Source organism: Paenibacillus ihumii (genome assembly GCF_001403875.1).
In the GTDB taxonomy this organism is placed as follows: domain Bacteria; phylum Bacillota; class Bacilli; order Paenibacillales; family Paenibacillaceae; genus Fontibacillus; species Fontibacillus ihumii.
On the sequence record NZ_LN884299.1, the window covers coordinates 1288167 to 1311298 of the forward strand.

At 52.5% G+C, this 23132-nt stretch carries 21 protein-coding genes and 1 other RNA gene; 20 read left to right on the forward strand and 2 right to left on the reverse strand.

Annotated features, from left to right (window positions below; translation table 11 throughout):
• Positions 1-14 precede the first annotated feature (14 nt).
• The 13 genes from BN2762_RS13220 to rnpB all read left to right on the forward strand — a co-directional run bounded on the left by BN2762_RS13220 (position 15) and on the right by rnpB (position 11873).
• Positions 15-419 carry a cytidine deaminase gene (locus tag BN2762_RS13220; RefSeq protein ID WP_055107427.1) on the forward strand — a complete coding sequence of 135 codons (405 nt, stop codon included), beginning with the start codon at positions 15-17 and terminating at the stop codon, positions 417-419.
• Positions 420-456: 37 nt separating this feature from the next.
• Positions 457-1359, forward strand: coding sequence for a GTPase Era (gene era, locus BN2762_RS13225; protein WP_055107428.1), 903 nt, complete (start codon positions 457-459; stop codon positions 1357-1359).
• Between the two features lie 182 nt (positions 1360-1541).
• Positions 1542-1691 carry a YqzL family protein gene (locus BN2762_RS26110; protein WP_074048628.1) on the forward strand — a complete coding sequence of 50 codons (150 nt, stop codon included), beginning with the start codon at positions 1542-1544 and terminating at the stop codon, positions 1689-1691.
• A 21-nt stretch (positions 1692-1712) separates the two neighbouring features.
• The gene (gene recO / locus BN2762_RS13230) at positions 1713-2462 is read left to right on the forward strand and encodes a DNA repair protein RecO (RefSeq protein ID WP_055107429.1); all 750 of its coding nucleotides are present in this window, start codon (positions 1713-1715) and stop codon (positions 2460-2462) included.
• A gap of 74 nt (positions 2463-2536) precedes the next feature.
• Positions 2537-2662: a hypothetical protein gene (locus tag BN2762_RS28075; protein ID WP_262362814.1), complete on the forward strand. Its 126-nt coding sequence runs from the start codon at positions 2537-2539 to the stop codon at positions 2660-2662.
• A gap of 158 nt (positions 2663-2820) precedes the next feature.
• Positions 2821-3708 (forward strand): glycine--tRNA ligase subunit alpha, encoded by an 888-nt coding sequence (gene glyQ / locus BN2762_RS13235; protein WP_055107430.1) that lies wholly within the window; start codon positions 2821-2823, stop codon positions 3706-3708.
• The gene (gene glyS / locus BN2762_RS13240; protein WP_055107431.1) at positions 3701-5779 is read left to right on the forward strand and encodes a glycine--tRNA ligase subunit beta; all 2079 of its coding nucleotides are present in this window, start codon (positions 3701-3703) and stop codon (positions 5777-5779) included. Before glyQ ends, glyS begins: the two co-directional genes overlap by 8 nt.
• Positions 5780-5805: 26 nt before the next feature.
• Complete coding sequence (locus BN2762_RS13245) at positions 5806-6267, forward strand: YaiI/YqxD family protein (protein ID WP_055107432.1); 462 nt, start codon at positions 5806-5808, stop codon at positions 6265-6267.
• A gap of 43 nt (positions 6268-6310) precedes the next feature.
• Positions 6311-8131: a DNA primase gene (gene dnaG, locus BN2762_RS13250; RefSeq protein ID WP_055107433.1), complete on the forward strand. Its 1821-nt coding sequence runs from the start codon at positions 6311-6313 to the stop codon at positions 8129-8131.
• A 45-nt stretch (positions 8132-8176) separates the two neighbouring features.
• Positions 8177-9307: an RNA polymerase sigma factor RpoD gene (gene rpoD / locus BN2762_RS13255; RefSeq protein WP_055107434.1), complete on the forward strand. Its 1131-nt coding sequence runs from the start codon at positions 8177-8179 to the stop codon at positions 9305-9307.
• Positions 9308-9490: 183 nt separating this feature from the next.
• Positions 9491-10267 (forward strand): tRNA (adenine(22)-N(1))-methyltransferase, encoded by a 777-nt coding sequence (locus tag BN2762_RS13260; protein ID WP_055107435.1) that lies wholly within the window; start codon positions 9491-9493, stop codon positions 10265-10267.
• Positions 10243-11358 carry a Nif3-like dinuclear metal center hexameric protein gene (locus tag BN2762_RS13265; protein ID WP_055107436.1) on the forward strand — a complete coding sequence of 372 codons (1116 nt, stop codon included), beginning with the start codon at positions 10243-10245 and terminating at the stop codon, positions 11356-11358. Before BN2762_RS13260 ends, BN2762_RS13265 begins: the two co-directional genes overlap by 25 nt.
• A 101-nt stretch (positions 11359-11459) precedes the next feature.
• Positions 11460-11873, forward strand: an RNA gene (rnpB, locus tag BN2762_RS25655) — RNase P RNA component class A.
• A gap of 259 nt (positions 11874-12132) precedes the next feature.
• Here the strand turns inward: rnpB and BN2762_RS13270 are convergent.
• Positions 12133-14049: a S8 family peptidase gene (locus tag BN2762_RS13270; RefSeq protein ID WP_055107437.1), complete on the reverse strand. Its 1917-nt coding sequence runs from the start codon at positions 14047-14049 to the stop codon at positions 12133-12135.
• Between the two features lie 146 nt (positions 14050-14195).
• Between BN2762_RS13270 and BN2762_RS13275 the strand changes: the two genes are divergently transcribed.
• The 6 genes from BN2762_RS13275 to thiI all read left to right on the forward strand — a co-directional run bounded on the left by BN2762_RS13275 (position 14196) and on the right by thiI (position 20271).
• Positions 14196-14423, forward strand: a complete 228-nt coding sequence (locus tag BN2762_RS13275; protein ID WP_055107438.1) for a DUF1540 domain-containing protein — start codon at positions 14196-14198, stop codon at positions 14421-14423.
• A gap of 38 nt (positions 14424-14461) precedes the next feature.
• The gene (locus BN2762_RS13280; RefSeq protein ID WP_187386519.1) at positions 14462-14890 is read left to right on the forward strand and encodes a hypothetical protein; all 429 of its coding nucleotides are present in this window, start codon (positions 14462-14464) and stop codon (positions 14888-14890) included.
• Positions 14891-15473: 583 nt separating this feature from the next.
• Positions 15474-16766 carry a group II intron reverse transcriptase/maturase gene (gene ltrA / locus BN2762_RS13285; RefSeq protein WP_055107439.1) on the forward strand — a complete coding sequence of 431 codons (1293 nt, stop codon included), beginning with the start codon at positions 15474-15476 and terminating at the stop codon, positions 16764-16766.
• 197 nt (positions 16767-16963) lie between these two features.
• Positions 16964-17713 carry a lytic transglycosylase domain-containing protein gene (locus BN2762_RS13290; protein ID WP_055107440.1) on the forward strand — a complete coding sequence of 250 codons (750 nt, stop codon included), beginning with the start codon at positions 16964-16966 and terminating at the stop codon, positions 17711-17713.
• A 169-nt stretch (positions 17714-17882) separates the two neighbouring features.
• Positions 17883-19034 (forward strand): cysteine desulfurase family protein, encoded by a 1152-nt coding sequence (locus BN2762_RS13295; protein WP_055107441.1) that lies wholly within the window; start codon positions 17883-17885, stop codon positions 19032-19034.
• 4 nt (positions 19035-19038) lie between these two features.
• Entirely contained in the window at positions 19039-20271 is a 1233-nt protein-coding gene (thiI, locus tag BN2762_RS13300; RefSeq protein ID WP_055110014.1) for a tRNA uracil 4-sulfurtransferase ThiI, read from the forward strand.
• 1353 nt (positions 20272-21624) lie between these two features.
• Here the strand turns inward: thiI and BN2762_RS13310 are convergent.
• Entirely contained in the window at positions 21625-22329 is a 705-nt protein-coding gene (locus BN2762_RS13310; protein ID WP_055107443.1) for a TerC family protein, read from the reverse strand.
• A gap of 142 nt (positions 22330-22471) precedes the next feature.
• On the opposite strand from BN2762_RS13310, the gene BN2762_RS13315 reads away from it, so the two are divergent.
• Positions 22472-23125 (forward strand): TerC family protein, encoded by a 654-nt coding sequence (locus tag BN2762_RS13315; protein WP_055107444.1) that lies wholly within the window; start codon positions 22472-22474, stop codon positions 23123-23125.
• The last annotated feature ends 7 nt before the right edge of the window (positions 23126-23132 follow it).

A 23132-nucleotide genomic window follows, 5' to 3' on the forward strand; every position in this document is an offset into this window, starting at 1 on the left:
AGGAGATGACGTCAATGGATCACAAGAGCTTGCTGTTAGAAGCGATTAAAGCGCGGGCTGCTGCCTATACGCCGTATTCCGGCTTTGCTGTCGGCGCCGCGCTGCTGGATGCGGACGGGCATGTCCACCATGGCTGCAATATTGAGAACGCGGCTTATGGGCCGACGAATTGCGCTGAGCGAACCGCGTTGTTCCGCGCCGTGGCCGACGGACTTGCTCCAGGAAGCTTCAAGGCGCTGGCCGTTATCGGCGATACAGAAGGGCCCATCGCGCCCTGCGGCGTATGCCGTCAGGTCATGCTGGAGCTGTGCAGCCCGGACATGCCGGTCATTCTTGGCAGCATGCAAGGCGCTGTCCGGGAGACAACGGTAGCGGAGCTGCTGCCTTATGCCTTCGGTCCTGCGGATTTGCAGAAATAATAGCACCGTTACGCACGAACAGAAAGGACTAGACAAAATGGCAAAAACCAAATTCAAATCCGGGTTTGTGGCGATCGTTGGCAGGCCGAATGTCGGCAAGTCGACGCTGATGAACCATATCATCGGGCAGAAAATCGCAATCATGTCCGATAAGCCGCAAACGACGCGGAACAAAATACATGGCGTGTACACGACGGAAGAAATGCAGATCGTGTTTCTGGATACCCCGGGCATCCATAAGCGCCAATCCAAGCTCGGGGATTTCATGAATAACACGGCTTTGAACACGCTAGGCGAAGTAGAGGCAGTGCTGTTCCTTATCGACGCTTCGGAGGGATTGGGCGGAGGCGACAGATTCATCATCGAGCGGCTGAGAGAGGTTCGCACCCCGGTATTCCTGGTCATGAACAAGATCGACCGGATCGAGCCGGAGAAGCTGCTGCCGCTGATCGAGCAGTACCGGGAGCTCTATGACTTCGCGGAGATCGTGCCGATTTCCGCTATGCTCGGCAACAATGTCAACACATTGCTGGAGCAAATCGGCAAATATTTGCCGGAGGGACCGCAGTATTATCCTGAGGATCAGATTACGGACCATCCGGAGCAATTCGTCTGCGCCGAGTTGATCCGCGAGAAAATCCTGCATTTAACCCGTGAGGAGGTCCCGCATTCCATTGCTGTGACGATCGAGGATATGCGGGTCGAGGATAACGGGGTCGTCTATATTTCAGCCGTTATTTTCGTTGAGCGGGATTCCCAGAAAGGGATCATCATCGGCAAGCAAGGCGCGCTGCTTAAGGAAGTCGGAAAGCTGGCCAGGCAGGATATTCAGAACCTGCTCGGCTCGAAGATTTTTCTTGAGCTATGGGTTAAAGTGAAGAAGGACTGGCGCAATCAGGAGCGGATCCTGAAGGATCTCGGGTTTCACCGGGACGCTTAGGAATACCCGGCCCGGCCTGCAGCGGGGTGGTGCAGCTCTATCCGGCACTCACCCGTTTTGCGGCATTTCTCCTTTTTTGCTCGTTATACGATGGCAGGAATTTCATCACATACTCCAGGCTGGCTGAGAACATCCTATTCTTCAAAGACGCAGCTTCATTTCCGAAGAAAGGATGAATACGATTGCGAGATTTTTCGTGGAAGTACTTTTCGATGACTGGAGATGTCGATGCTTATATGCTGTACAAGGAAGCGTGCAGCAATTGTGAAGAGGAGGCCGCGGCTGCTGAGGAGCTGGAGGCTGCGGAGGACGTGGACAACGCTCCGCTGTAACATTACGCTTGGGGGAGAGACATGCTATACAGGGTGGAAGGGATCGTCATCCGCAGCATGGATTATGGCGAGGGAAACAAGATCATTACGCTGTGCACGGCCACGCATGGCAAGATTGGGGTTCTCGTTCGCGGGGCCAAGAAGGTCAAGAGTCGACATGCTGCTCTGACCCAGCCGTTTACTTATGGTGAATATACGTTCTATAGGCAGAAGGAAGGCCTCGGAACTCTTAACCAAGGTGAGATTATAGAATCTCACTTTTCTTTACGTGAAGATTTATATTTGGCTGCCTACGCCTCCTATGCCTGTGAGCTTCTAGACCGGACGCTGCAGGACGAGGAGGTCGGCAGCTTCTGGTTCAACCAGCTCAAGGCCTGTCTGGACGGCTTGTCTGCAGGCAAGTCTCCGGAGATTGTCATCCATCTGTTCGAGATGAAAATACTTCAGGCGGCCGGATACGGACCCGTCTTTGAGGCATGCCTGTCATGCGGCCGGCAGGACGATACGCATTTTATCAGCCCGCGCCTTGGCGGGAGGCTGTGCCGGAGCTGCAGGCACCATGACCCGGCTGCAATGGCTGTGGCGCCGGGTACATTCAAGCTGTTGTCCCTGTTTGAGCGAATGGATCTTCGCCGCCTTGGCAATGTTGAGGTGAGAGACGTGACGAAAGCCGAGCTGAAAAAGGTCATGCGCGCCTTCATCGATATGCAGCTGGGACTGCAGCTCAAATCGAGGAATTTCCTTGACCAGCTGGACAAATATGAAATTTGACTTTATATTCATTATTCATGTATTATAGTAAGGATTTCTCTTATTAGAGACTCGTGCGTTGAACGGGAATAGTAATGTGTTCTTCAAACCGGATTAGCGAGTCGGGGATGGTGGAAGCCCGAGCCGGAGAGACCCATGAAATGGCGGCCCTGGAGCACGGAAACGATCGTGAAAAAGCGGATTTTGCACAAGCGGCATAAGCACCAAGGCTGCTGTTTTGCAAATCAAGTAGGGTGGAACCGCGGGAAGCTAGCAGCTCTCGTCCCTACGTCTGAACAGCAGGCGTAGGTGGCGGGAGCTTTTTGCACGTCATTTTAACGCCGGCTGGACACGAATAAGTGTGAAGGAGTTGTAATCGATGAATTTTCAGCAAATGATTCTAACGCTGCAGCAGTTCTGGGCGGAGCAGAATTGCATCGTTGTGCAGCCGTATGATGTGGAGAAGGGGGCCGGAACGCTCAACCCGATGACCTTCTTGCGTTCGATCGGGCCGGAGCCATGGAACGTCGCTTATGTGGAACCCTCCCGCAGACCGGCGGACGGCCGTTATGGCGAAAATCCAAACCGTCTGTACCAGCATCACCAGTTCCAGGTAATTTTGAAGCCGTCCCCTGACAATATTCAGGAAATTTACCTGGAGAGCTTGAAGCGGCTGGGCATCAATCCGCTCGAGCACGATATCCGCTTTGTTGAGGATAACTGGGAGCATCCGGGGCTCGGCGCCTGGGGGCTTGGCTGGGAAGTGTGGCTTGACGGGATGGAAATTACGCAATTTACGTATTTCCAGCAGGTCGGCGGCATCGAGACGAATCCGGTCGCCGTTGAAATTACTTACGGGATGGAGCGGCTCGCGTCTTACATTCAGGAGAAAGAGAATGTGTTCGATCTGGAGTGGGTTAACGGAACGACCTATGGCGATGTATTCCATCAGCCAGAGTACGAGCACTCGAAGTATACATTCGAGACTTCTGACGTAAAAATGCTGTTTACTTTATTTAATATGTACGAGCAGGAAGCGTCCAAAGCGATGGACCAGCATCTCGTATTTCCCGCCTATGATTATGTCCTGAAATGCTCGCATACGTTCAATCTGCTTGACGCCCGTGGGGCGATCAGCGTAACGGAGCGCACCGGATACATTACGCGGGTGCGGAATTTAGCCCGTCATGTGGCGGCGACGTATTTAGAGGAGCGGGAGAAGCTTGGATTCCCGATGCTGAAGAAAGGGGGCGAGATCCATGGCTAAAGATTTGTTATTCGAAATCGGGCTTGAGGAAATGCCGGCCCGTTTTATTCGCAGCGCTATGGAGCAGTTGAAGGAGCGGACGGTGAAATGGCTCGATGAGCAGCTGATCCGGCATGGAGACGTTCACGTCTATGCGACGCCTCGCCGTCTTGCAGTCCTTGTTAAAGAGGTTGCTGAGAAGCAGGAGGACGTTCATGAAGAGGTGAAGGGGCCTTCGCGTAAAATCGCTCTGGACGAAAATGGACAATGGAGCAAGGCTGCATTGGGCTTTGCCCGCAGCCAAGGCGCTGATCCGGAGCAGTTCACCTTTAAAGAACTCGGGGGCACGGAGTATGTCTATGTAAGCAAAAGCCGCATCGGCGTAGAAACATCCTCGATCGTAGCCGGAGGCCTGCTGGATATTCTTCATGCGATGAGTTTCCCGAAAAATATGCGCTGGGGCAGCTACGATTTTAAATTCGTCCGGCCGATCCGCTGGATTGTCGCCCTGCTCGGCAGCGAGATTATCGATATTGAAATTGCGGGCGTGAAATCCGGGAACGTGACGCGCGGACATCGCTTTCTCGGCGGAGAGATCGCGATCGATCAGCCGTCCGACTATGTGGAGGCGCTGCGCGCCGGGCATGTCATTGCCGACGTAAATGAGCGGCAGGAAATGATTGTGAAGCAAATTAACGGCTTGGCCGAGGCACAGGGCTGGCATATTTCTGTGAAGGAGGATCTTCTGGAGGAGGTGCTGTTCCTCGTAGAGACGCCAACGGTGCTGTACGGGACGTTCGAGGAATCCTTCCTGCATATCCCGCAGGAGGTGCTGATCACTTCGATGCGCGAGCATCAGCGCTATTTCCCGGTTCTGAATAGCCAGGGAGAGCTTCTTCCTTACTTCGTTACGGTGCGCAACGGCAATGCCGAGCATCTTGATGTGATCGCAAAAGGGAATGAGAAGGTGCTGCGGGCCCGGTTGTCGGATGCCAAGTTCTTTTATGAAGAGGATCAAAAGCTGGCGATCAAGGATGCCTTATCGAAGCTGGAGAGCATCGTCTTTCACGAGGAGCTGGGAACGGTCGGCGATAAGGTGCGCCGGATTCGGCGGAATGCCGAGAAGCTGGCCGCTGTTCTTCAAGCGGACGCGAGCACGGCCGAAGCGGTCAATCGTACTGCAGAAATTTGCAAGTTCGACCTCGTTACCCAAATGGTATATGAGTTCCCTGAGCTGCAGGGTGTGATGGGCGAGGACTATGCCCGCAAAGCGGGAGAGCCTGAGGCTGTAGCCAAAGCGATTTTCGAGCATTACCAGCCAAGATTTGCCGGAGATGCCGCTCCCGGCTCCGCCGTGGGCTCTATTGTCAGCATTGCCGATAAAATCGATACGATCGCAGGCTGCTTCTCCATCGGCATCGTTCCGACGGGATCGCAGGATCCGTACGGGCTTCGCCGCCAGGCGGCCGGAATCGTACAGATCATCCTGGAGCATAAGCTCTCGCTCGCGCTCCCGGTACTGTTCGATATCGCTCTGGAGACACATGAGCATTTCCATGAGCTAAAGCGAACCAAGGACGAGATTCTGAAGGATCTTGCCGATTTCTTTGGCCTCCGCATCAAGAAGACCTTGTCAGACCTCGTACGCTACGACGTCGTGGATGCCGTCATCTCCGCAGGGTACGATGATGTTGTATCCGTTATAGCTAGAGGAGAGACATTGATGGCGGCGGTAAGCGGTCAGAGCGATTTCAAGACGACGGTCGAATCGTTTGGCCGCGTCAGCAATCTGGCGGCTAAGGCTTCCGGAGAGAAGGTGCGCTCGGATCTGTTGAATGAGCCGGAGGAATCCCAGCTATACGAAGCCTGGAAGGCAGTCACAGCAGATTACCGCGAGGCCGTGGAGAAGCGGGATGCAGGCAGGGCGCTGGAGCTGATTTCCAGCCTGAAGAACAGCATTACTCTATTCTTCGACCAAGTCATGGTTATGGCTGAGGATGAAGCCATTCGTACTAACCGACTGGCCCTGCTTAAAGCGATTGATGAAGACCTGAAAATTTTTGCCGATTTCAGCAAGCTCGTTTGGGCATAATACCAAATAAAAAGGACCGGAGTCTGATGAATCCACAAATTGTCGTTGACGGGGACTCCTGTCCCGTTAAAGCTGAGATTGTTAATATAGCTGCGCAGTTCGGAGTTGGCGTAACGATGGTATCCTCCTATGACCATGCGATCAAGCAGGTCTTGGGGGTTACCATTGTTCAGGTTGACCGCAGCCAGCAGAGCGCTGATTTGTACATTGCCAACCATATCGCGAGAAATGATGTTGTCATCACTCAGGATTATGGGCTGGCAGCCTTGGGTTTAGCCAAATCGTGTCGTATTTTGTCGCCCAGGGGCGAGGAATACCATCAGGGCAATATCGACTATCTGCTGGAGCGTCGTCACCATCATGCCAAGGCGCGTCGAGGCGGGCGTTATTTCAAAGGGCCGCGGCCCTTTACGGATGATGACCGCAAAAAGTTTATAGCTGCGTTGTCAAAAGTTTTGCGAGATATGCAGGAGAATGTACAATTTTAGCGAATTACTATTTACGTGTTATATAGAGATGAAGGTGGTTTGGATGAGTACCGGGAGAAGCATTCCGGAGGAGATCATCGAGGCGGTCTTGCAGCAGCATGATATCGTCGATACGGTAGGCAAGCACGTTCATCTAACTAAGCAGGGCAAGTATATGAAAGGTCTATGCCCTTTTCATTCGGAGAAGACGCCGTCATTTACGGTGACGCCCGAACGGCAAATGTTCCACTGCTATGGCTGCGGCAAAGGCGGAAATGCCATCAGATTCAGGATGGAAATCGAAGGATTATCCTTCCCCGAAGCTGTCAGAGCCATGGCGGAGGAGGCGCATATCCCTTTTCAGGATGCAGCCTTTCGGCCAGGGGGCACCCCCGTAAGCCGGGAAATGGAACAATTACTGCAGGCCCACGAATGGTCTTCCAAGCTGTATCATTTTCTGCTGAAAAATACAGAGCATGGCAAACCGGCCATGGACTACTTGAAGTCAAGGGGGTTTAGCGATAAGGCTATCGACACATTCCAAATCGGTTACGCCCCGGCACGCTGGGATACGCTGGTGCAGTTTCTGGAGAAGCGGTCCTTTGATCTCAGCGAGATGGAGAAAGGCGGTTTACTGTCGTCCAAGCAGGACGGATCAGGATTTGTTGACCGCTTTCGCGACAGGATCATTTTCCCGCTGCACAATCGAAGCGGCAAAGTGATCGCTTTTGCAGGCCGTATTCTCGGTGAAGGCCAGCCCAAATATTTAAATTCCCCGGAGAGCAGGTTATTCACCAAGAGCCGAACGCTCTATAATCTTCACCAGGCCAAGACGGAAATTCGCAAGTCCCGTCAAATTGTATTATTTGAAGGTTACGGCGACGTCATCAGCGCTTGGGAGGCGGGAGTTCATAACGGAGTAGCGACGATGGGCACCGCGCTTACCGAGAGTCATGCCAGCATGATGAGGACGCTCGCGGACGAGATCATCGTCTGCTATGACGGCGACAATGCCGGACAGGCCGCAGCCTTGAAGAGCATTCCTATATTGGAGGCCGCAGGCTTCCAAATTAAAATTTCACTGCTCAGTGAAGGACTTGACCCTGATGAATTCATTCAAAAATACGGGGCCGAGAGATTCAGAATACAAGTCTTGGATGGCGCCGTTTCAGCGGTTAAATTTAAGCTTATATATCTGAAAAAAAACCATATACTGCTAGAAGAAGATGGAAAGGTCGCATACATCAAAGATGCTCTGGAAGTCATCGCGCCACTGCCTTCGCCGACAGAACGGGAGATTTATTTAAAGGAATTGTCTGCCGAGCTGCAGGTTTCATTCGATAGCTTGAAACAGGAATGCAACCAATTCCGCCAAGACATGCAAAAAAGGTCCTCCCATGGGGATAATAACGCCAAAAGGTGGAATAATGTTAGGCATAAAAAAGGCAAGGCATCTATGCCTACTTTATTGCCTGCTTACCATGTCGCGGAACGGAGATTGTTATCCTTTATGCTTCAGGACGAGGAAGTCGCCCGCTATGTAGGGGATCGTCTTGGAGACAGTTTTAACATCAATGATCATGCGGCGATTGCTGCTTATCTATACGCTTATTACGCAGGGGGGAAGGAGCCGGATGTCAGCCGGTTTATATCATCCTTGCAGGATGAACGGCTGGAGCAAGCCGTCACATCCATCGCGATGATGGATACTCCGGAGGAATGGACGACTCAGGAGCTGGACGATTGCATCCGGGAAATTCAGCGGGTTCCGCTGCAGGCCCAAATCCAGCGTAAGAAGGAAGAAATGGTTGCGGCGGAGCGTGCTGGAGATTTTCTGCGAGCGGCACAAATTGCAAGTGAGATTATAGCCCTAGAGAGACAATAGCTGGAGGAATTTTTGCGGATGTTTCTAGGGAGGAGGGAGTCAAGTATGGCGAATGATCAGCATACGGAATCTGAAACGGAACTGACATTGGATCAGGTCAAAGATCAGCTGGTTGAAATAGGCAAGAAAAGATCCTCGTTAACGTATAAAGAGATTATGGAGAAGCTTTCGCCTTTCGATCAGGATCCTGAGCAAATGGACGAGTTTTTCGAGCATTTGGGGGATTTGGGAATAGATGTTGTAAATGACAGCGATGACGAGCTCGGGCACCGCGGCGGTGATGAAGATGGCCGCGGCGACGGCGACGAATTCAGCTTTGACGATGATTTGACATTGCCTCCCGGTATCAAAATCAACGATCCGGTGCGTATGTATTTGAAGGAAATCGGCAGGGTCCCCCTGTTGTCGGCCGATGATGAAATCGAATTGGCCAAGCGCATCGAGAATGGTGATGAGGAAGCGAAGCGCCGTCTGGCAGAAGCTAACCTCAGGCTCGTGGTTAGCATCGCGAAGCGTTATGTTGGCCGCGGCATGCTTTTCCTGGATTTGATCCAAGAAGGAAATATGGGTCTGATCAAAGCAGTGGAGAAGTTCGACTTCAAGAAGGGCTTTAAATTCAGTACCTACGCAACATGGTGGATTCGCCAGGCTATTACGCGGGCCATCGCAGACCAAGCCCGTACAATCCGCATCCCGGTGCATATGGTCGAGACGATCAATAAGCTGATTCGCGTCTCTCGCCAATTGCTTCAGGAGCTTGGGCGCGAACCGACGCCGGAAGAGATTGCAGCGGAGATGGAGCTCAGCGTAGAGAAGGTTCGCGAGATTATGAAGATAGCACAAGAGCCCGTTTCGCTGGAGACGCCGATCGGGGAAGAGGATGATTCCCATTTGGGTGATTTTATAGAGGACCAGGAGGCGCTGGCTCCTGCTGATGCCGCGGCTTACGAGCTGCTGAAGGAGCAGCTGGAGGACGTGCTGGATACGCTGACCGAGCGGGAAGAGAACGTTCTTCGCCTGCGTTTCGGCCTGGATGACGGCCGGACGAGAACGCTGGAGGAAGTCGGCAAAGTGTTTGGCGTTACGAGAGAGAGAATTCGCCAGATCGAAGCAAAGGCACTGCGTAAGCTTCGCCATCCAAGCCGCAGTAAACGGTTAAAGGATTTCTTGGAATAGGTCGTGCAACATTGGCCCTTCTGCAGCTGCAGAAAGGTCTTTTTTTTCAGAAAACCCTTTAAGATTTACATTAGTTTTATTTTTTTCCTAGTTTTTCTTGTTGATTTTATTTTAGCTTTTTTCATGGCTCAATGCAAATGGAAAAGGTGCGGATTTTGTTGGATGGAGGGAGTGGATAGTCGGATGAAATTGTCGTCAAGATTGCAGCATATTGCGGACAGATTGCTGCCGGGCTGCCGCTTTGCGGATATCGGCTCGGACCATGCGCTGCTGCCGGTATGGGCGGTCAAGCAGGGAGCCGCGGCATCCGCCGTCGCCGGAGAGGTTAACGAGGGCCCGCTGGAGGCAGCAAGAAGACAGGTGGCGGAAGCAGGGCTAAGTCGGTCGGTATCCGTCCGCAAGGGAGACGGTCTGGAGGTGATCGCTCCCGGAGAAGTAGACGTAATTACGATCGCGGGCATGGGCGGAGCCCTAATGACCTCGATATTGGAGGCGGGCAAAGACAAGCTTGCAGGCGTAAAGCGGCTGATTCTGCAGCCCAACGTCGGGGAGGATTTCGTCAGACGCTGGCTGCTGGAGCAGGATTGGTATGTTTCGGATGAGGCGATCGTCGCGGAAGACGGAAAGATCTATGAGATTATCACTGCGGATGCCGTGTCCGATGCCGCCAGGCTGAATGAGGAGCTGTACAAGGAAAGGCCGCTTCAAGGCCAGGAGGAGGCCGGGTGCAGCGCAGCGTTAACGAAGGAATTGCTGCTCATGATGGGGCCGCGGTTAACTGCGCAGGCCTCCGGCGTGTTCCTGGATAAATGGAGCTCGGAAATTTCCAAGCTGGAGAAAATCCATCGTTCCATCGCAGGCTCCCAGCTGCCGGCCTCCCGGAGCAAGGAGCAGGAATTAAGCTTATTGATAAAGCAGCTTAAGGAGGTGCTGGCATGTTTGCCAAAGGTCAAACCGTAATTCAATATATGGAGCAGCTAGCTCCCAAGCATGTCGCCATGGAGGGCGATAAAATCGGCTTGCAGCTCGGAACGCTGCAGAAGGAAATACGGAGCGTGCTCATCGCTCTGGACGTTAACGAGGAAGTCGTTGATGAGGCGATTGCGCTCGGCGCAGACCTCATTATTGCGCATCATGCGATCATTTTCAGGCCGCTAGCGGGCTTGCAGACCGATACGCCCATGGGCAAGGTTTACGAGAAGCTGATCAAGAACGATATTGCCGTATATATCAGCCATACGAACCTGGACGTCACGGAAGGCGGGATGAACGACTGGATGGCGGAGGCGCTCGGCATCGAGGATACGTCCCCGCTGGAAGATATCCATACGGACAAGCTCTATAAGCTGGTCGTCTTTGTGCCGAAGGATCATCATCAGAAGGTTCTGGACGCGATTCTCCATGCGGGAGCCGGATGGATCGGCAACTACAGCCATTGCAGCTTCAACATCGAAGGATACGGCACATTCCTGCCGCGGGAAGGAGCCGACCCTTATTTGGGAGAGCAGGGGAAGCTGGAGCGGGCGGAGGAGATCCGTATCGAGACGATTATTACGGAGAGCGTCCGAAGCAAGGTCATTCAAGCCATGCTCAAAAATCATCCCTATGAAGAGGTCGCCTACGACCTTTATCCGATGGATTTGAAAGGGCGGACTCTCGGGCTAGGAAGGGTTGGCAGGGTCGCCGAGCCCGTTACGCTGCAGGCATTTGTTGAGCGAGTTAAAAAGAAGCTCGAGGTACCGTCGGTGAGGGTCGTCGGTGATTTGAACCGGACGATCAAAAAGGCCGCCGTCGTGGGCGGCTCGGGAGGACGTTATTGGAGGCATGCCCAATTCCGAGGGGCCGACGTGCTCGTGACCGGAGATATCGATTATCATACGGCCCAGGACGCATTGATGGCGGGAATTACGCTGATCGATCCGGGACATAATGCTGAGAAAATCATGAAGCCGAAGGTGGCGGCCTGGCTGGCGGATAAGCTCGCCGAGCATAAGTATGAGACCAAGGTGCATGCCTCGGCGATCGATACCGAGCCGTTCAAGTTCCGCTGATTGGAAAAAAGCTGGCGGCTTGGCATAAAACGTCAGCATTGGCGGCGATTCATACTTGTGATTATGCGGGATTCCCTGTATACTAACAAGTGTTGACTTCGAAAGTTTGACAGACAATCGCCGGCGGCATAATGGCCGCGGGAGGAAAGTCCGGGCTCCATAGGGCAGGGTGCTGGATAATGTCCAGTCGGCGCGAGCCGAAGGATAGTGCCACAGAAACGGACCGCCGATGGCCGCCGCAAGGCGTGCACAGGCAAGGATGGAACCGAGGTGTAAGAGACCCCGAGGAACGCTGGTGACTTCGTTCCTGGTAAACCCCACTTGGAGCAAGACCTAATGAGACGCAGCTTGCGCCCTTATGGGCCGAGCAGCTTTTGCCCGAAGTGCGTCTAGGTTGGTCGCTGGAGCTGTGCAGTAATGTACGGCCTAGATAGATGATTGTCGCCCAGTAGCGGGAGGGTAGTTCCCGAATCACCGCAAACGGTACAGAACCCGGCTTATGGCAAACTTTCATCACTGCAACACTTTTTATCCGAACAGTCCTTGTTACTGTTCCTATCTCAAATCCAATCAAAGAAGATCGCTTTGCGGCGCAAGCCGCAGCGATCTTCTTTTTATTTTGCGAGTATCGAATGTTATCGTGTGGTTGTCAAGCCGCCGTCATGCAGTGAAACACCGCCTGCTGCGAGTTGCACGCGCGCTATCAATCATTTTTCTTGGTTGCAGCCTCGAATTTTGAATTATGCAAGTGATCGCGCTAGCCGCATGGATCAGTTAGCGACGAAGAACATCCTCCATCACCCGCTTCAGCTTCTGGTCGATATGCTGGGGCCACAGCTGCAGCGGCGCAGCGCTTCCTCCGGCTGCCTCCAGCGCCGCGTATACATCGATCTGCCCATAGCCGTACAGATTGTCGCGGCCGGGATCGCCGAGATCGATAACGCTGCTGCGGATAATATCCATTACTTCCGTATTTCTCAGCTCAGGATTGGCAGAGCGGATCAATGCCGCAAGGGCGGCAACATGAGGACTGGCCATGGACGTCCCGGACAGGGCTGCGTACTGGTTGTCCGGGTACGTGCTGGCTATGCTCTCGCCAGGGGCGACTACATCGACATAGTCGCCGTAATTGGAGAACGACGCCTTTTGCAAATTGTAGTCGGTAGCCGAAACGGACAGTACCTCGGGATAAGCCGCCGGATATCCCGGCCGCTCTGTATTGTCATTGCCGGTAGCCGCAACCAGTACGACATCCTTGTCATAAGCGTATTTGATCGCATCATGCAGAAATTGGGCATCTGCATAATTGCCAAGGCTCAGATTGATGACTTTGGCACCATTGTCGGCGGCCCAAATAATGCCTTGGGCAACGGAGTAGGCCGTACCCGAACCGGATTGGTCCAGCGCTTTGACCGGCAGTATTTTGCCTCCCCACGTCATGCCGGCAATGCCTTCTCCGTTGTTGACGTTTGCTGAAATAATGCCGGCCACATGCGTGCCGTGTCCGACATCGTCGACAGGATCCTTATCGGGGTCGATCACGTTATACCCTTTGAGGAGCCGGCCTTTGAGGTCGGGGTGAGCAAGATCCACGCCGGTGTCAACTACGCCGATGATGACGTCGTTGCTGCCCTTGGACAGCTTCCAGCCGCGGTTCGTTTCGATGACGGGTAAATTCCACTGGTATTCTGAGAACAGCATATCGTTAGGAATCTCGGGCGCATCGAACGCTGGGGGCATTTCATTCGTTTGATACAAATAATGCGGCTCTATAACGGCCGGACTCCATTTCCGGGCGAAATATGCTTTCAACTGCTCCATACTCATCGTTTCCGATTGAAAAATGTAGGTATTACGAAGAATTCTCGGTCTCTTCGCAGCGTCTGCCTTGATATCCGCCCGAATCTGGGCGAGCTGCCGCTCGGACGGAGGCTCATTGAAGGTTACAACAATTTCGTTCTCGTAATAGTGGCTTGCTTTCTCATTGTCATGGCCGGTTTTTACGGTGAGATCCTTCAGCGTATCGGCATGAACCGATTCGATTTTATATTTGCCTTCCTTCGGGTAAGGGATTAGACGCAGATTCTTATCCTGATGCTCCTTGACTCTCTTTAGAATATGGGTGTCCATGACGGCGATGATTCCAGATTGATTAGGCTTGGCTGGTTCCGCTGCTACGAAAAAATGGGGATCCTTCTCAGGAAAGGCGGGTGATTCATAGGATTCCAATTTGCGGAGCGCTTTCCGCGCCAGTCCTACATAATAATTCACCTGCTCTTCTACCTCCGGTGCAACCCGCTTATTAGAGCTGCGAAATTGCTTATTCATTTTCCCTGAAGGATCATACAGCATAATGGTATGAAATTGTTTATGCCCCTTCTGAAGCTCGCGTATTTCGGCTGACAGCTTGGCGGGCGAGGAAGCTTTGAGCTCTGCGGCCAGCGTTCTCAAATGTCCTTTTGCATCCAGCCTGGCCAGCCGCTCCGTCGCTGTTACGTCCCGGCGCAGCATAAGCTGCTTCAACTGCTTCTCCTCCGCAGGGCGCGGAACGGTCATTTCCTTTGCCTGCTGCTTTATCTGCTGCTCCCTAATCTGTGTCTGCGAACCCGGGCCGGGCTGCGGAAACAGCGAGAAGACAGCTATCGCCGCAGCGCAGGACGTGCCGATAATGACCCATCTGCCCCATTTCATGACTCATCCCTCCTGCTGTAATTTCATATACCTGTAGGTTGAGGAATTGCCCCTCATTTTATTCCTGAATTTCTGCATCGATTTGACATTAATTCGGCCGCATAGCCGTCATCCTGACGGGGGAAAATGTATGCGAGGTGATCATCATGCCAAATGGCAATAAACCGATTGTCAAATGCAGTGTCTCCAATTGCGCCTATTGGGGAGAACAGAATTTTTGCAATGCGGATCTGATCATGATCGATATCGACAAGCATGCGGATCGCAAATATCATGCGGAATTCGCAGGCGAGGAGTTCGACAGCGATCATAAGGATACCGCCAGTTCATCCGCAGCGACATGCTGCCATACGTTCAAGCCGAAATCATCGTAGGCAGCAGGGGAAGCCAATATTACTTGGAGGTGTTGAAGATGACGGACGAAAACAAGAATAATGTGGAATTGCATGACGATGAGCTGGCCAGCGACCCGGAGCGCGTGGATTATCCTCGCCGTACTCATCAGGAGGAATATTCCGATGAAGTAGCTCCAACACACAAGGAGGAGTATTCCGCCGAGGTAGCGCCAACGGGCACGTTCGAGAGCTCCCGTGCGGACCGTGAGGCCGACCAAGGCGGTGCCGCCGAAGACACGGGCACAGCCAGCCGTACCGTTGGCTATGTAGGTGTAGGTCTAGGCATAGCCTCCTTGTTCGTTTGGTCGATTATTCTGGGGCCGCTTGCCGCTGTAATGGGATTCTATGCCTACAGCCAGGGAAGCAAGACCTCTGGGGCTTGGGCCGTTGGCCTTGGCGCCATCGCTACTCTTAGCTATTTCTTCTTGATTCCTTTCACGCGATAATCCATTGCTCTAATCTGCCGGAGACTTTCGTCTATTCAGACGAAGGTCTTTTGCCGTATGGCGTGCCCAGCTAAGCACGCATCTTCTAGCCGGTGAAAGTCCGGTCGCGGGAAGGGCCAAGCCCCCGCGTAGCTAGGATACCTACGTATGGCGAAATCTGTACGTAGAAGCGTATCGACGAAAGTACCTGTCAGAGGCAGGGCGAGCAACATACCAGGCCGTAACATGAAAGTGAATCCTGCCGCGTCGTCAAAAAGGCCTCGCAAGAGGGAAAAGAGGAAGCCGAGTCCCGCGTACATGGACGAAGGCCATGGAAGCTGCCTAGAACTTGGAGCGGCAGTGAAGAATCCTCCGGCGTAGAGGGAACGGCATGGTATGAAAGAGGATGCAGGGAACTGGGGGGGGCCGCCCCGGGACGGTTGCAGAAACCGTAGAGAGGCCGTCTATAAGCCCCAGAGGTGAAGTGAACGGTCTGCAGGAAGGGAGTCCGAGGGGCTCATAGTACCGTGGAACGCAGGACAACACAACCTGCGGGAGGGAAGGAGCCCTGCTTTGTTCAAGTTTCTTGAGGAGGTACGAGTCAGTGAATGCCAAACGGCTAACAACACCAGAGGAAAACGTTCAACAACTCCAAGGGAAACTCGGTCATGCGGCCAAGGAGAACAAGAAGCGAAGATTTCACGCGCTGTACGACAAGGTCTATCGGGTAGACATCTTATGGGAAGCGTGGCGAAGGGTACGAGCCAACGAGGGCTCGGCAGGAGTGGATGGAGAGACGTTGGCAGACATCGAGAAACAGGGAGAAATGCGTTTTGTGCTTGAATGTCAACGGCTACTGAAAGAAGGGAAGTACCATCCACAACCCGTTAGACGCCACTACATCCCGAAGAAAGATGGCAAACTGCGACCGCTGGGGATCCCGACGGTGAGAGACCGCGTCATCCAGATGGCGACCAAACTCGTCATGGAACCCATTTTCGAGGCGGATTTTCAGGACACGTCTTTCGGTTTTCGGCCTAAGCGGAGCGCGAAACAGGCGTTGGAGCGAATCCGGAAAGCATGCAACCGCAAAGGAAATTGGGTGGTCGACGTCGACATCCAAGGCTACTTCGACAACATCAATCAGGAGAAACTGATGAAGCTGATCGAAATGCGGATCAGTGACAGGCGAATCTTGAAGTTGGTGAGGAAGTGGTTAGGTGCGGGAGTGATGGAAGAAGGAAACATCCGACGCTCAGACTTGGGTACACCGCAAGGGGGAGTGATCTCACCACTGCTGGCGAACATCTACCTGAATTACTTTGATCTTCTGTGGGAACGACATGGCGGTAAGCTTGGGGAACTGACGCGTTATGCAGATGATCTGGTGATCATCTGCAAGACGAAGAAGGACGCACAGCGGGCCTATGAACTCATACGAGCGATTATGGAACGCCTGGAATTAACCCTGCACCCCACGAAAACGCGCATCGTTGGACTTTGGACTGGGGAAGAAGGCTTCGATTTTCTGGGCATGCATCATCGAAAGACGAAGGCCGAAACATCCAAAGGCCAAGTGTACTACACAACCCACCAGTTCTTCTTCCTGAAAGCGGGAGATCGAATACAGGTACGGGTACACGGTCGGTTCGATCCGACCGGTCTGCGTCGCCCCAGGTTCGAAGAGCACGTGGAGTACCTGAATCCAAAGATTCAAGGCTGGCGCAATTACTACTACACAGCTTACAGCCAGAGGAAGATGGCGAAGTTGGATTGGTATATCCGGCAGCGGTTTGCGAAGTGGTATGCTAAGAAACACAAACGCAGACGATGGTTGAGTTCGCTGCGCGAAGTGAAGTCTTTGTCTATTCAATATGGACTTAAAACGCTCTTGTAATCTGCATGCTCATGATGACGAACATCGGAAAGCCGTATGAGGGAAAACCTCACGTACGGTTTGATGAGGAGGGGCTGGGCCCCGCCCAGCCTTTCACTCTAGCGAAATATTTTCGAAAAAAGGTGGTTATTGTCGCATTTCAAGTGTAAAATATAGGATATATAATTCCGCGGGGAGAAAGAGGAGTCAAGATTAAGATGGAAATCGATACACGCACGATGGGACAGCTGATCAAGCTCCAAATGATGAATGATATTGACCTTCAAGGCACTTCTGTTCAAAGAACCTCTTCCGGCAGTGAAGGTTCTTTATTCGATATATTGCTGCAGGAATTAATGACTGCGGAAGGGCAAGAGAAGACCGGGGCTAGCGGCTTGCCTGAAGCCGGTGCTATGCTGCCCGGAACGCTGGAGGATGCGCTGTGGTATTTTATCGGGCAGCCGATGTACAACGAATCGGATAGCATGGCTATCCCTAGTGACGGCTCTTTGCAGGCAGCAGCATTATCTGCAGCCGCATCGGCAGGGGCCGGAGGGAATATCGACGAGCTTGTTACCCGTGCCAGCCGGACTTATGGCGTCGCTGAGAGCCTGATTAAGGCTGTCATCGAGACCGAGTCTTCCTTTAACGCCAATGCGGTCTCCTCTGCAGGAGCCAAAGGGCTGATGCAGCTTATGGATGGAACGGCAAGAGGCCTTGGCGTAAGCAATCCGTTTGACCCTGCCCAGAACATCGATGGGGGCACGCGCTATCTGTCCTATCAGCTTCAGCGCTTCGGCGGTCAAGAGAAGACGGCGCTTGCAGCTTATAATGCGGGACCTGGCCGGGTCCAGCGTCTCGGCATCAGCAATGACCAGGAATTGATGGAGAAGCTGCATTTGCTTCCCGTAGAGACACAGAACTATATCAGAAAGATCGAAAACGCCCGATCCAAGTATGAGAGATAACGATACGGGGCGACTGGCCTTATATTCAGATACTCATGAAGTCAGAGATCAATTGAGAAAACGCCGATTCGCTGCGATTTCCCATTTGGTCTTTTTTTTGACAATGACGGTGTTGCTGTGAATCCGTTACAATAGACAAGGATAATATTGATGATTAGGGGGGGATGAAATGAAGTACTTTGATTTAGCCGCCACAACCCCGCCTCATGAAGAGGTCATACGCACTGTGGCGGAAGTGATGGCTCAGCACTACGGAAACCCGTCCTCCCTGCATCGCTTGGGAGAAGACAGCGGCAAGCTGCTGTCCAAGGCAAGAGAAGTATGCGCACAGGCGCTTCAGGTGGATTCGGGGGAAATTATGTTTACATCTGGGGCAACCGAGAGCAACAATATGGCAATCAGGGGGGCCATGACGGCGTATCGTCAGCGCGGGAATCATATCGTGACGACCATGGTGGAACACCCTTCTGTATATGAGACCTGCAGATATCTGGAGCAGCAGGGCTGCAAGGTTACTTATGTCCCCGTCCAGGCTGGCGGATCAGTTTGTGCGGAGGATGTCCTGGCTGCGGTAAGAGAGGACACGGTTCTCGTGTCGGTCATGCACGTTAATAACGAGACAGGAGCGGTTCAGCCGATCGAAGACATCGGGAGGGTCTTGAAGAACCGTCATCCTCGTGTGCTCTTTCACGTTGACGGCGTCCAGGGGTTCGGCAAACTGCCTTTATCCATTAAGGATAGCCGAATTGATCTGTACAGCTTGTCAGCCCATAAATTTCGAGGGCCTAAAGGAATCGGCCTGCTGTATGTCAGGGAAGGTGTAATTCTGGCTCCGCTGATTACGGGCGGCGGCCAGGAAGGAGGATTCCGCTCCGGTACGGAGAACCTTCCTTATATCGTTGGCATGGCCAAGGCCGTCAGAATGGCGGCAGAACGCCAGCCTGCCCTTGCGGAGCATTTGTCCAGGCTGGCCCATGAACTTTACGAGGGCTTGCAGAGCCTGCCTGGCCTGCAAATTAACTCATCGTTGGCAGGAGCGCCCCATATCATCCATTTCTCTTCTCCCGGGATGAAGGCGGAGACGATGCTCCATATGCTGGAGGAGGAGGGCTTCTTCGTCTCGACCCAATCTGCCTGCTCCTCGAAGCGAAGCGAGCCAAGCCGCGTGCTGCTTGCTATGGGCAGAGACAGGGATAGCGCTTTGTCGGGGATTCGCATCAGTCTGGGGGAAGAGCATACCGAGGAGGATGTCAGACAATTGCTTGGGGCTATTAAGCGTACAATCGGACGTCTGCAAAGATTGAAAGGTGGAAACAGTTAATATGCTGCAATATGATATGCTTCTGCTGCGCTTCGGCGAAATTACCGTAAAAGGAAGAAACCGCAACCGCTTTGAGAAAGCGGCGTTAGCGCATGTGCAAGACCTGCTGCGGGCTTATCCTGCAACCGAGATCAAGAAGGAGTACGGACGGATCTACGTCGTGCTGAACGGGGAGCCTGCGGCGAAAATCATCGAGGTGCTTAGAAATGTGTTCGGTGTCACTTCGATCAGTCCGGTGAAGGTAGCCGAGCCCGATATCGGCGAAATTACCGCCCAAGCCATCCGCTTCATCGAGAGCTTGGGGATTGCCAGGGAAACAACCTTCAAGCTGAATGCGAGAAGGGTATGGAAGAAGTTCCCGGTGTCCTCCCAGGAAATGAACCAGATTGTAAGCTCGCCCATACTGAAGTCCTGTCCTCATTTAAAGGTCGATGTACGGCATCCGGAAATCGAGCTGCGGATCGAAGTCAGGGAGCAGGGAGCCTATCTCTATTCTGAGGTCGTTCCCGCTGCAGGCGGCTTTCCGCGGGGAACGAACGGGAAGGCGATGCTGCTCTTGTCCGGGGGCATTGACAGCCCTGTTGCCGGCTGGGCGGCGATGCGGCGCGGGCTGGAAATCGAATGCGTGCATTTTCACAGCTACCCGTTTACGAGCAAAAAAGCGGAGGAGAAGGTTATTGACCTTGCTCAGGTTCTGTCTGGCTACTACGGCCAAGTCAAGCTTCATCTCGTTCCCTTTACGGAAATCCAGACGACGCTCGCCCAGGGCAATCATGAGAACGTCATGATAACGCTAATGCGCAGAGCGATGCTCCGGATCGCCACCTCTCTGGCGGAACGAAACGGCGCGCTTGCCTTGGTTACCGGAGACAGCCTTGGTCAGGTGGCAAGCCAGACGCTGGGCAGCATGAATGTCATTGGAAGGGTTACGTCGCTGCCGATTCTTCGGCCGCTGGTGACGACCGATAAAGAGGAAATTATCGGCCTTGCCCAGCAAATCGGCACTTATCAGCTTTCCATCCTGCCTTATGAGGACTGCTGTACTCTGTTTGTGCCGAAATCTCCGTCGACGAACCCTAATCTCCATATCATCGAGAAGATCGAGACTTCGCTGCCTCAGCTGGACGAGCAGATCAAAGAGGCGGTTGCCAACACAGAGACTATCGTCATCAAGCCAGGTGAAGCGGTAGTTAGAAAAACGCAAGGAGAGCCCGTCGTTCAGGATAAATGGTTCTAACGGAAACAAATAAATACCAGCTAATACTTTGCCCCAGACAGTTTTGTAGGAAAGAGTTTTTGAAATACTGCTTTTAAAGCACGGCAAATAAGCCTCCACTTATGAGGAAGCCTGTGGAATAAGCAGTTTCTGAGAAGCGAAAGGCGCCCTTTTTTGAGTATAGCGTAGACGTGATGTAACACTTTTTTGCGCAAGCGATCACGGCTACTTTATGGGGCTTACCCTTCGCTTTTTTTTCTTGTCATCATATCCTCTTCAGCACGGGTTTAATCTCTTAATCCGCATATAAATGATTCATTAACAAAATCGACAAACTGCTCCTGAAGCATAGAGCACCTGCGCACCTTAAGCAATAGCAAGAAGTGATTGCCTCAAACCGAGCCCAATTGTCGTAACGGGATTCATTTAACATATCGTACGCACCAAATTGACCTTTTTATTCAACCAAACCATGCGACCGAGCGAGAGGCTTGAGCCGCTTCCTTAATCGTTTCGTACAACTATCCCCAACTATCCCCTGTTCTTGAATTCCCTTGGGCGACGGACAGTCTTCCAACAGGTTTAAGGATATTTTAGAGAATATAGCCGTAAACACGCTTCAGCCATCCGTTCAGTCTTATCGGTTCGTCGAAGTTCCAGAAAACATATCCAAAAAACTGTTTGTATCCTGGAGTGCCTTAATCGATCAGTGCACTTTACTCAAGCATGAGTCGCAGGATTTTCGTTCTAAATGGATTTATAGTAGTTAGTTTTTGCGGCGAAGAAAGAAAAGTAGATTTAAATGGATTTCATGTCGTTATAAGAAAGGAGATCGCATCATAGGGGCGGGATTACTGATTTTAGGTGCTTGAAATCCATCTAATCCCCTGGAACATTCGTTTAGAGCATAATTGGATACATGAATTCCATTTAGTGCTCGAGTTCAATAGTTTATATAAGATGAGCCAAACAATGGGATTTTAGTGTTCGAGTCGATAGGGTTATATAAAATGGGCCAAAGATATCGAAAGCTTATATAGGGTGCGCTAAGAACGGGATGCAGGCAAGGGAGACGTTGATTCTACGGAAATGGATTCCAAAGAAATTGATTTTGCAGGAATTGATTCTACTGAAAATGATTCTACTGAAAATGATTCCTGCAGAAACGGATAGCTTTCTAAAAGAAAGGGCCGCCCCTCAGTCATCTATGATGGCTTGGGACAGGCCCCTTTTGTTTTAGAAGAGTTTTTAAGTATCTTCCACTTGCTTCCCGGTGCGGGGCTGGAAAAGCCCCTTTGTCATCAGAAAGGCCAGCCAGCCCCCCAAGGGGGGCGTGCTCCATCCTCCGTTCTGGAACAGCCCTTTAGAAAAGGCTTAGCGCGTGGCAGGCCGGGAGGAACGCTTCTCGTTCCGCTTTCGCTGCCGCTGCTTTGCCGTATAACCGGCGCCGAGCACACCCAGGATGATTAAGGCGATAAAGCCATAGCGCAGAATCGGCTTGTCCGCAAAAAAAGGCAGTAAATTCGGCTCCTCCGTGATCATGTGGGAAGCGGTATAGGCGAGTACAGCCGAGCCTGCATAAGCGATCCAGGGAAAGCGCCCGAGCAGCTTGATGAAGAGCGTGCTGCCCCAAATGACGATCGGGACGCTGATCAATAGCCCCAGGACGACGAGGATCATATGCTGCTTGGAGGCTCCGGCTACGGCGATCACGTTATCCAGCCCCATGGCTGCGTCGGCGATGACGATTGTTCTTACCGCAGGCCAAAGGGAATCCTTCGCATCTATTTTCTCGTGTCCGCCTTCATCGGCAAGCACTTTATAAGCGATATAGACGAGCATTACGCCGCCGATCGCCAGCAGCCAGGGGATTTTAAGCAGCCATACGACGACTAGCGTCGCAGCGATTCTTAACAGAACCGCTCCGGCTGTGCCGAGCATAATTGCTTTCTTCTGTATATGGGCGGGGAGCTTTCTGGCGGCCATACCGATGACGATCGCATTATCTCCCGCAAGAATCAGATCGATGAAAATAATATTGGCCAGGGCAATAAAAAAAGCGGCGCTAAACAGTTCCACTATTGAACCTTCTTCCTCATTTTTGTGGGATGTACTTTAATATTAATTCACTAAAAATGGATTTTGTCCAGTGTTGATTTTGAAAAAGAAACGGTATAGCTTGGCACATCCTCTCATACAAGTGTAATGGAGGGATAAGCCGATGGAGCATTTGTTATTGTTATCGGAAATACTCATTATCAATTTGGTGCTTAGCGGCGATAATGCCGTTGTCATTGCGATGGCCAGCAAAAATCTTCCCCTTCACCAGCGCAAGCAGGCCGTATGGTGGGGAGCGTTTGGCGCGGTGCTGATGCGATGCGTTCTTACATGGCTTGCGGCAGTTCTGCTGCAAATACCCTATATCCAGGCAGCGGGAGGGCTGCTGCTGGCCATCATTGCCTTCAAGCTGCTCCAGCGCCGCGAGCAAGCTGCGGAGGACAAGCAGGCCAATACGATCTGGAAGGCGATTCAAACGATCCTCGTGGCCGATTTCATCATGAGCCTGGACAATGTTCTGGCGATTGCCGCGCTGGCGGACGGGGATCTTGCGATCCTGGTCATTGGTATTGCTATCAGCATACCCATTGTCATATGGGGAAGTAATCTGATCTCGGACTGGCTGCAGCGATTCCCGGCATTGACGTTTGCCGGCGCAGGCATATTGGGCTATACGGCCGGGGATATGATGCTGAAGGATGCGAAGCTAGGCTTTTTTCTAATGGAGAGGCTTCCCGCTTTGCACAATTGGATTCCGCTCCTTATTGCCGCGGTTGTTATTATGTTCGGCTGGCTCAACAATTATAAGAAGGCTTGAGGGAGTG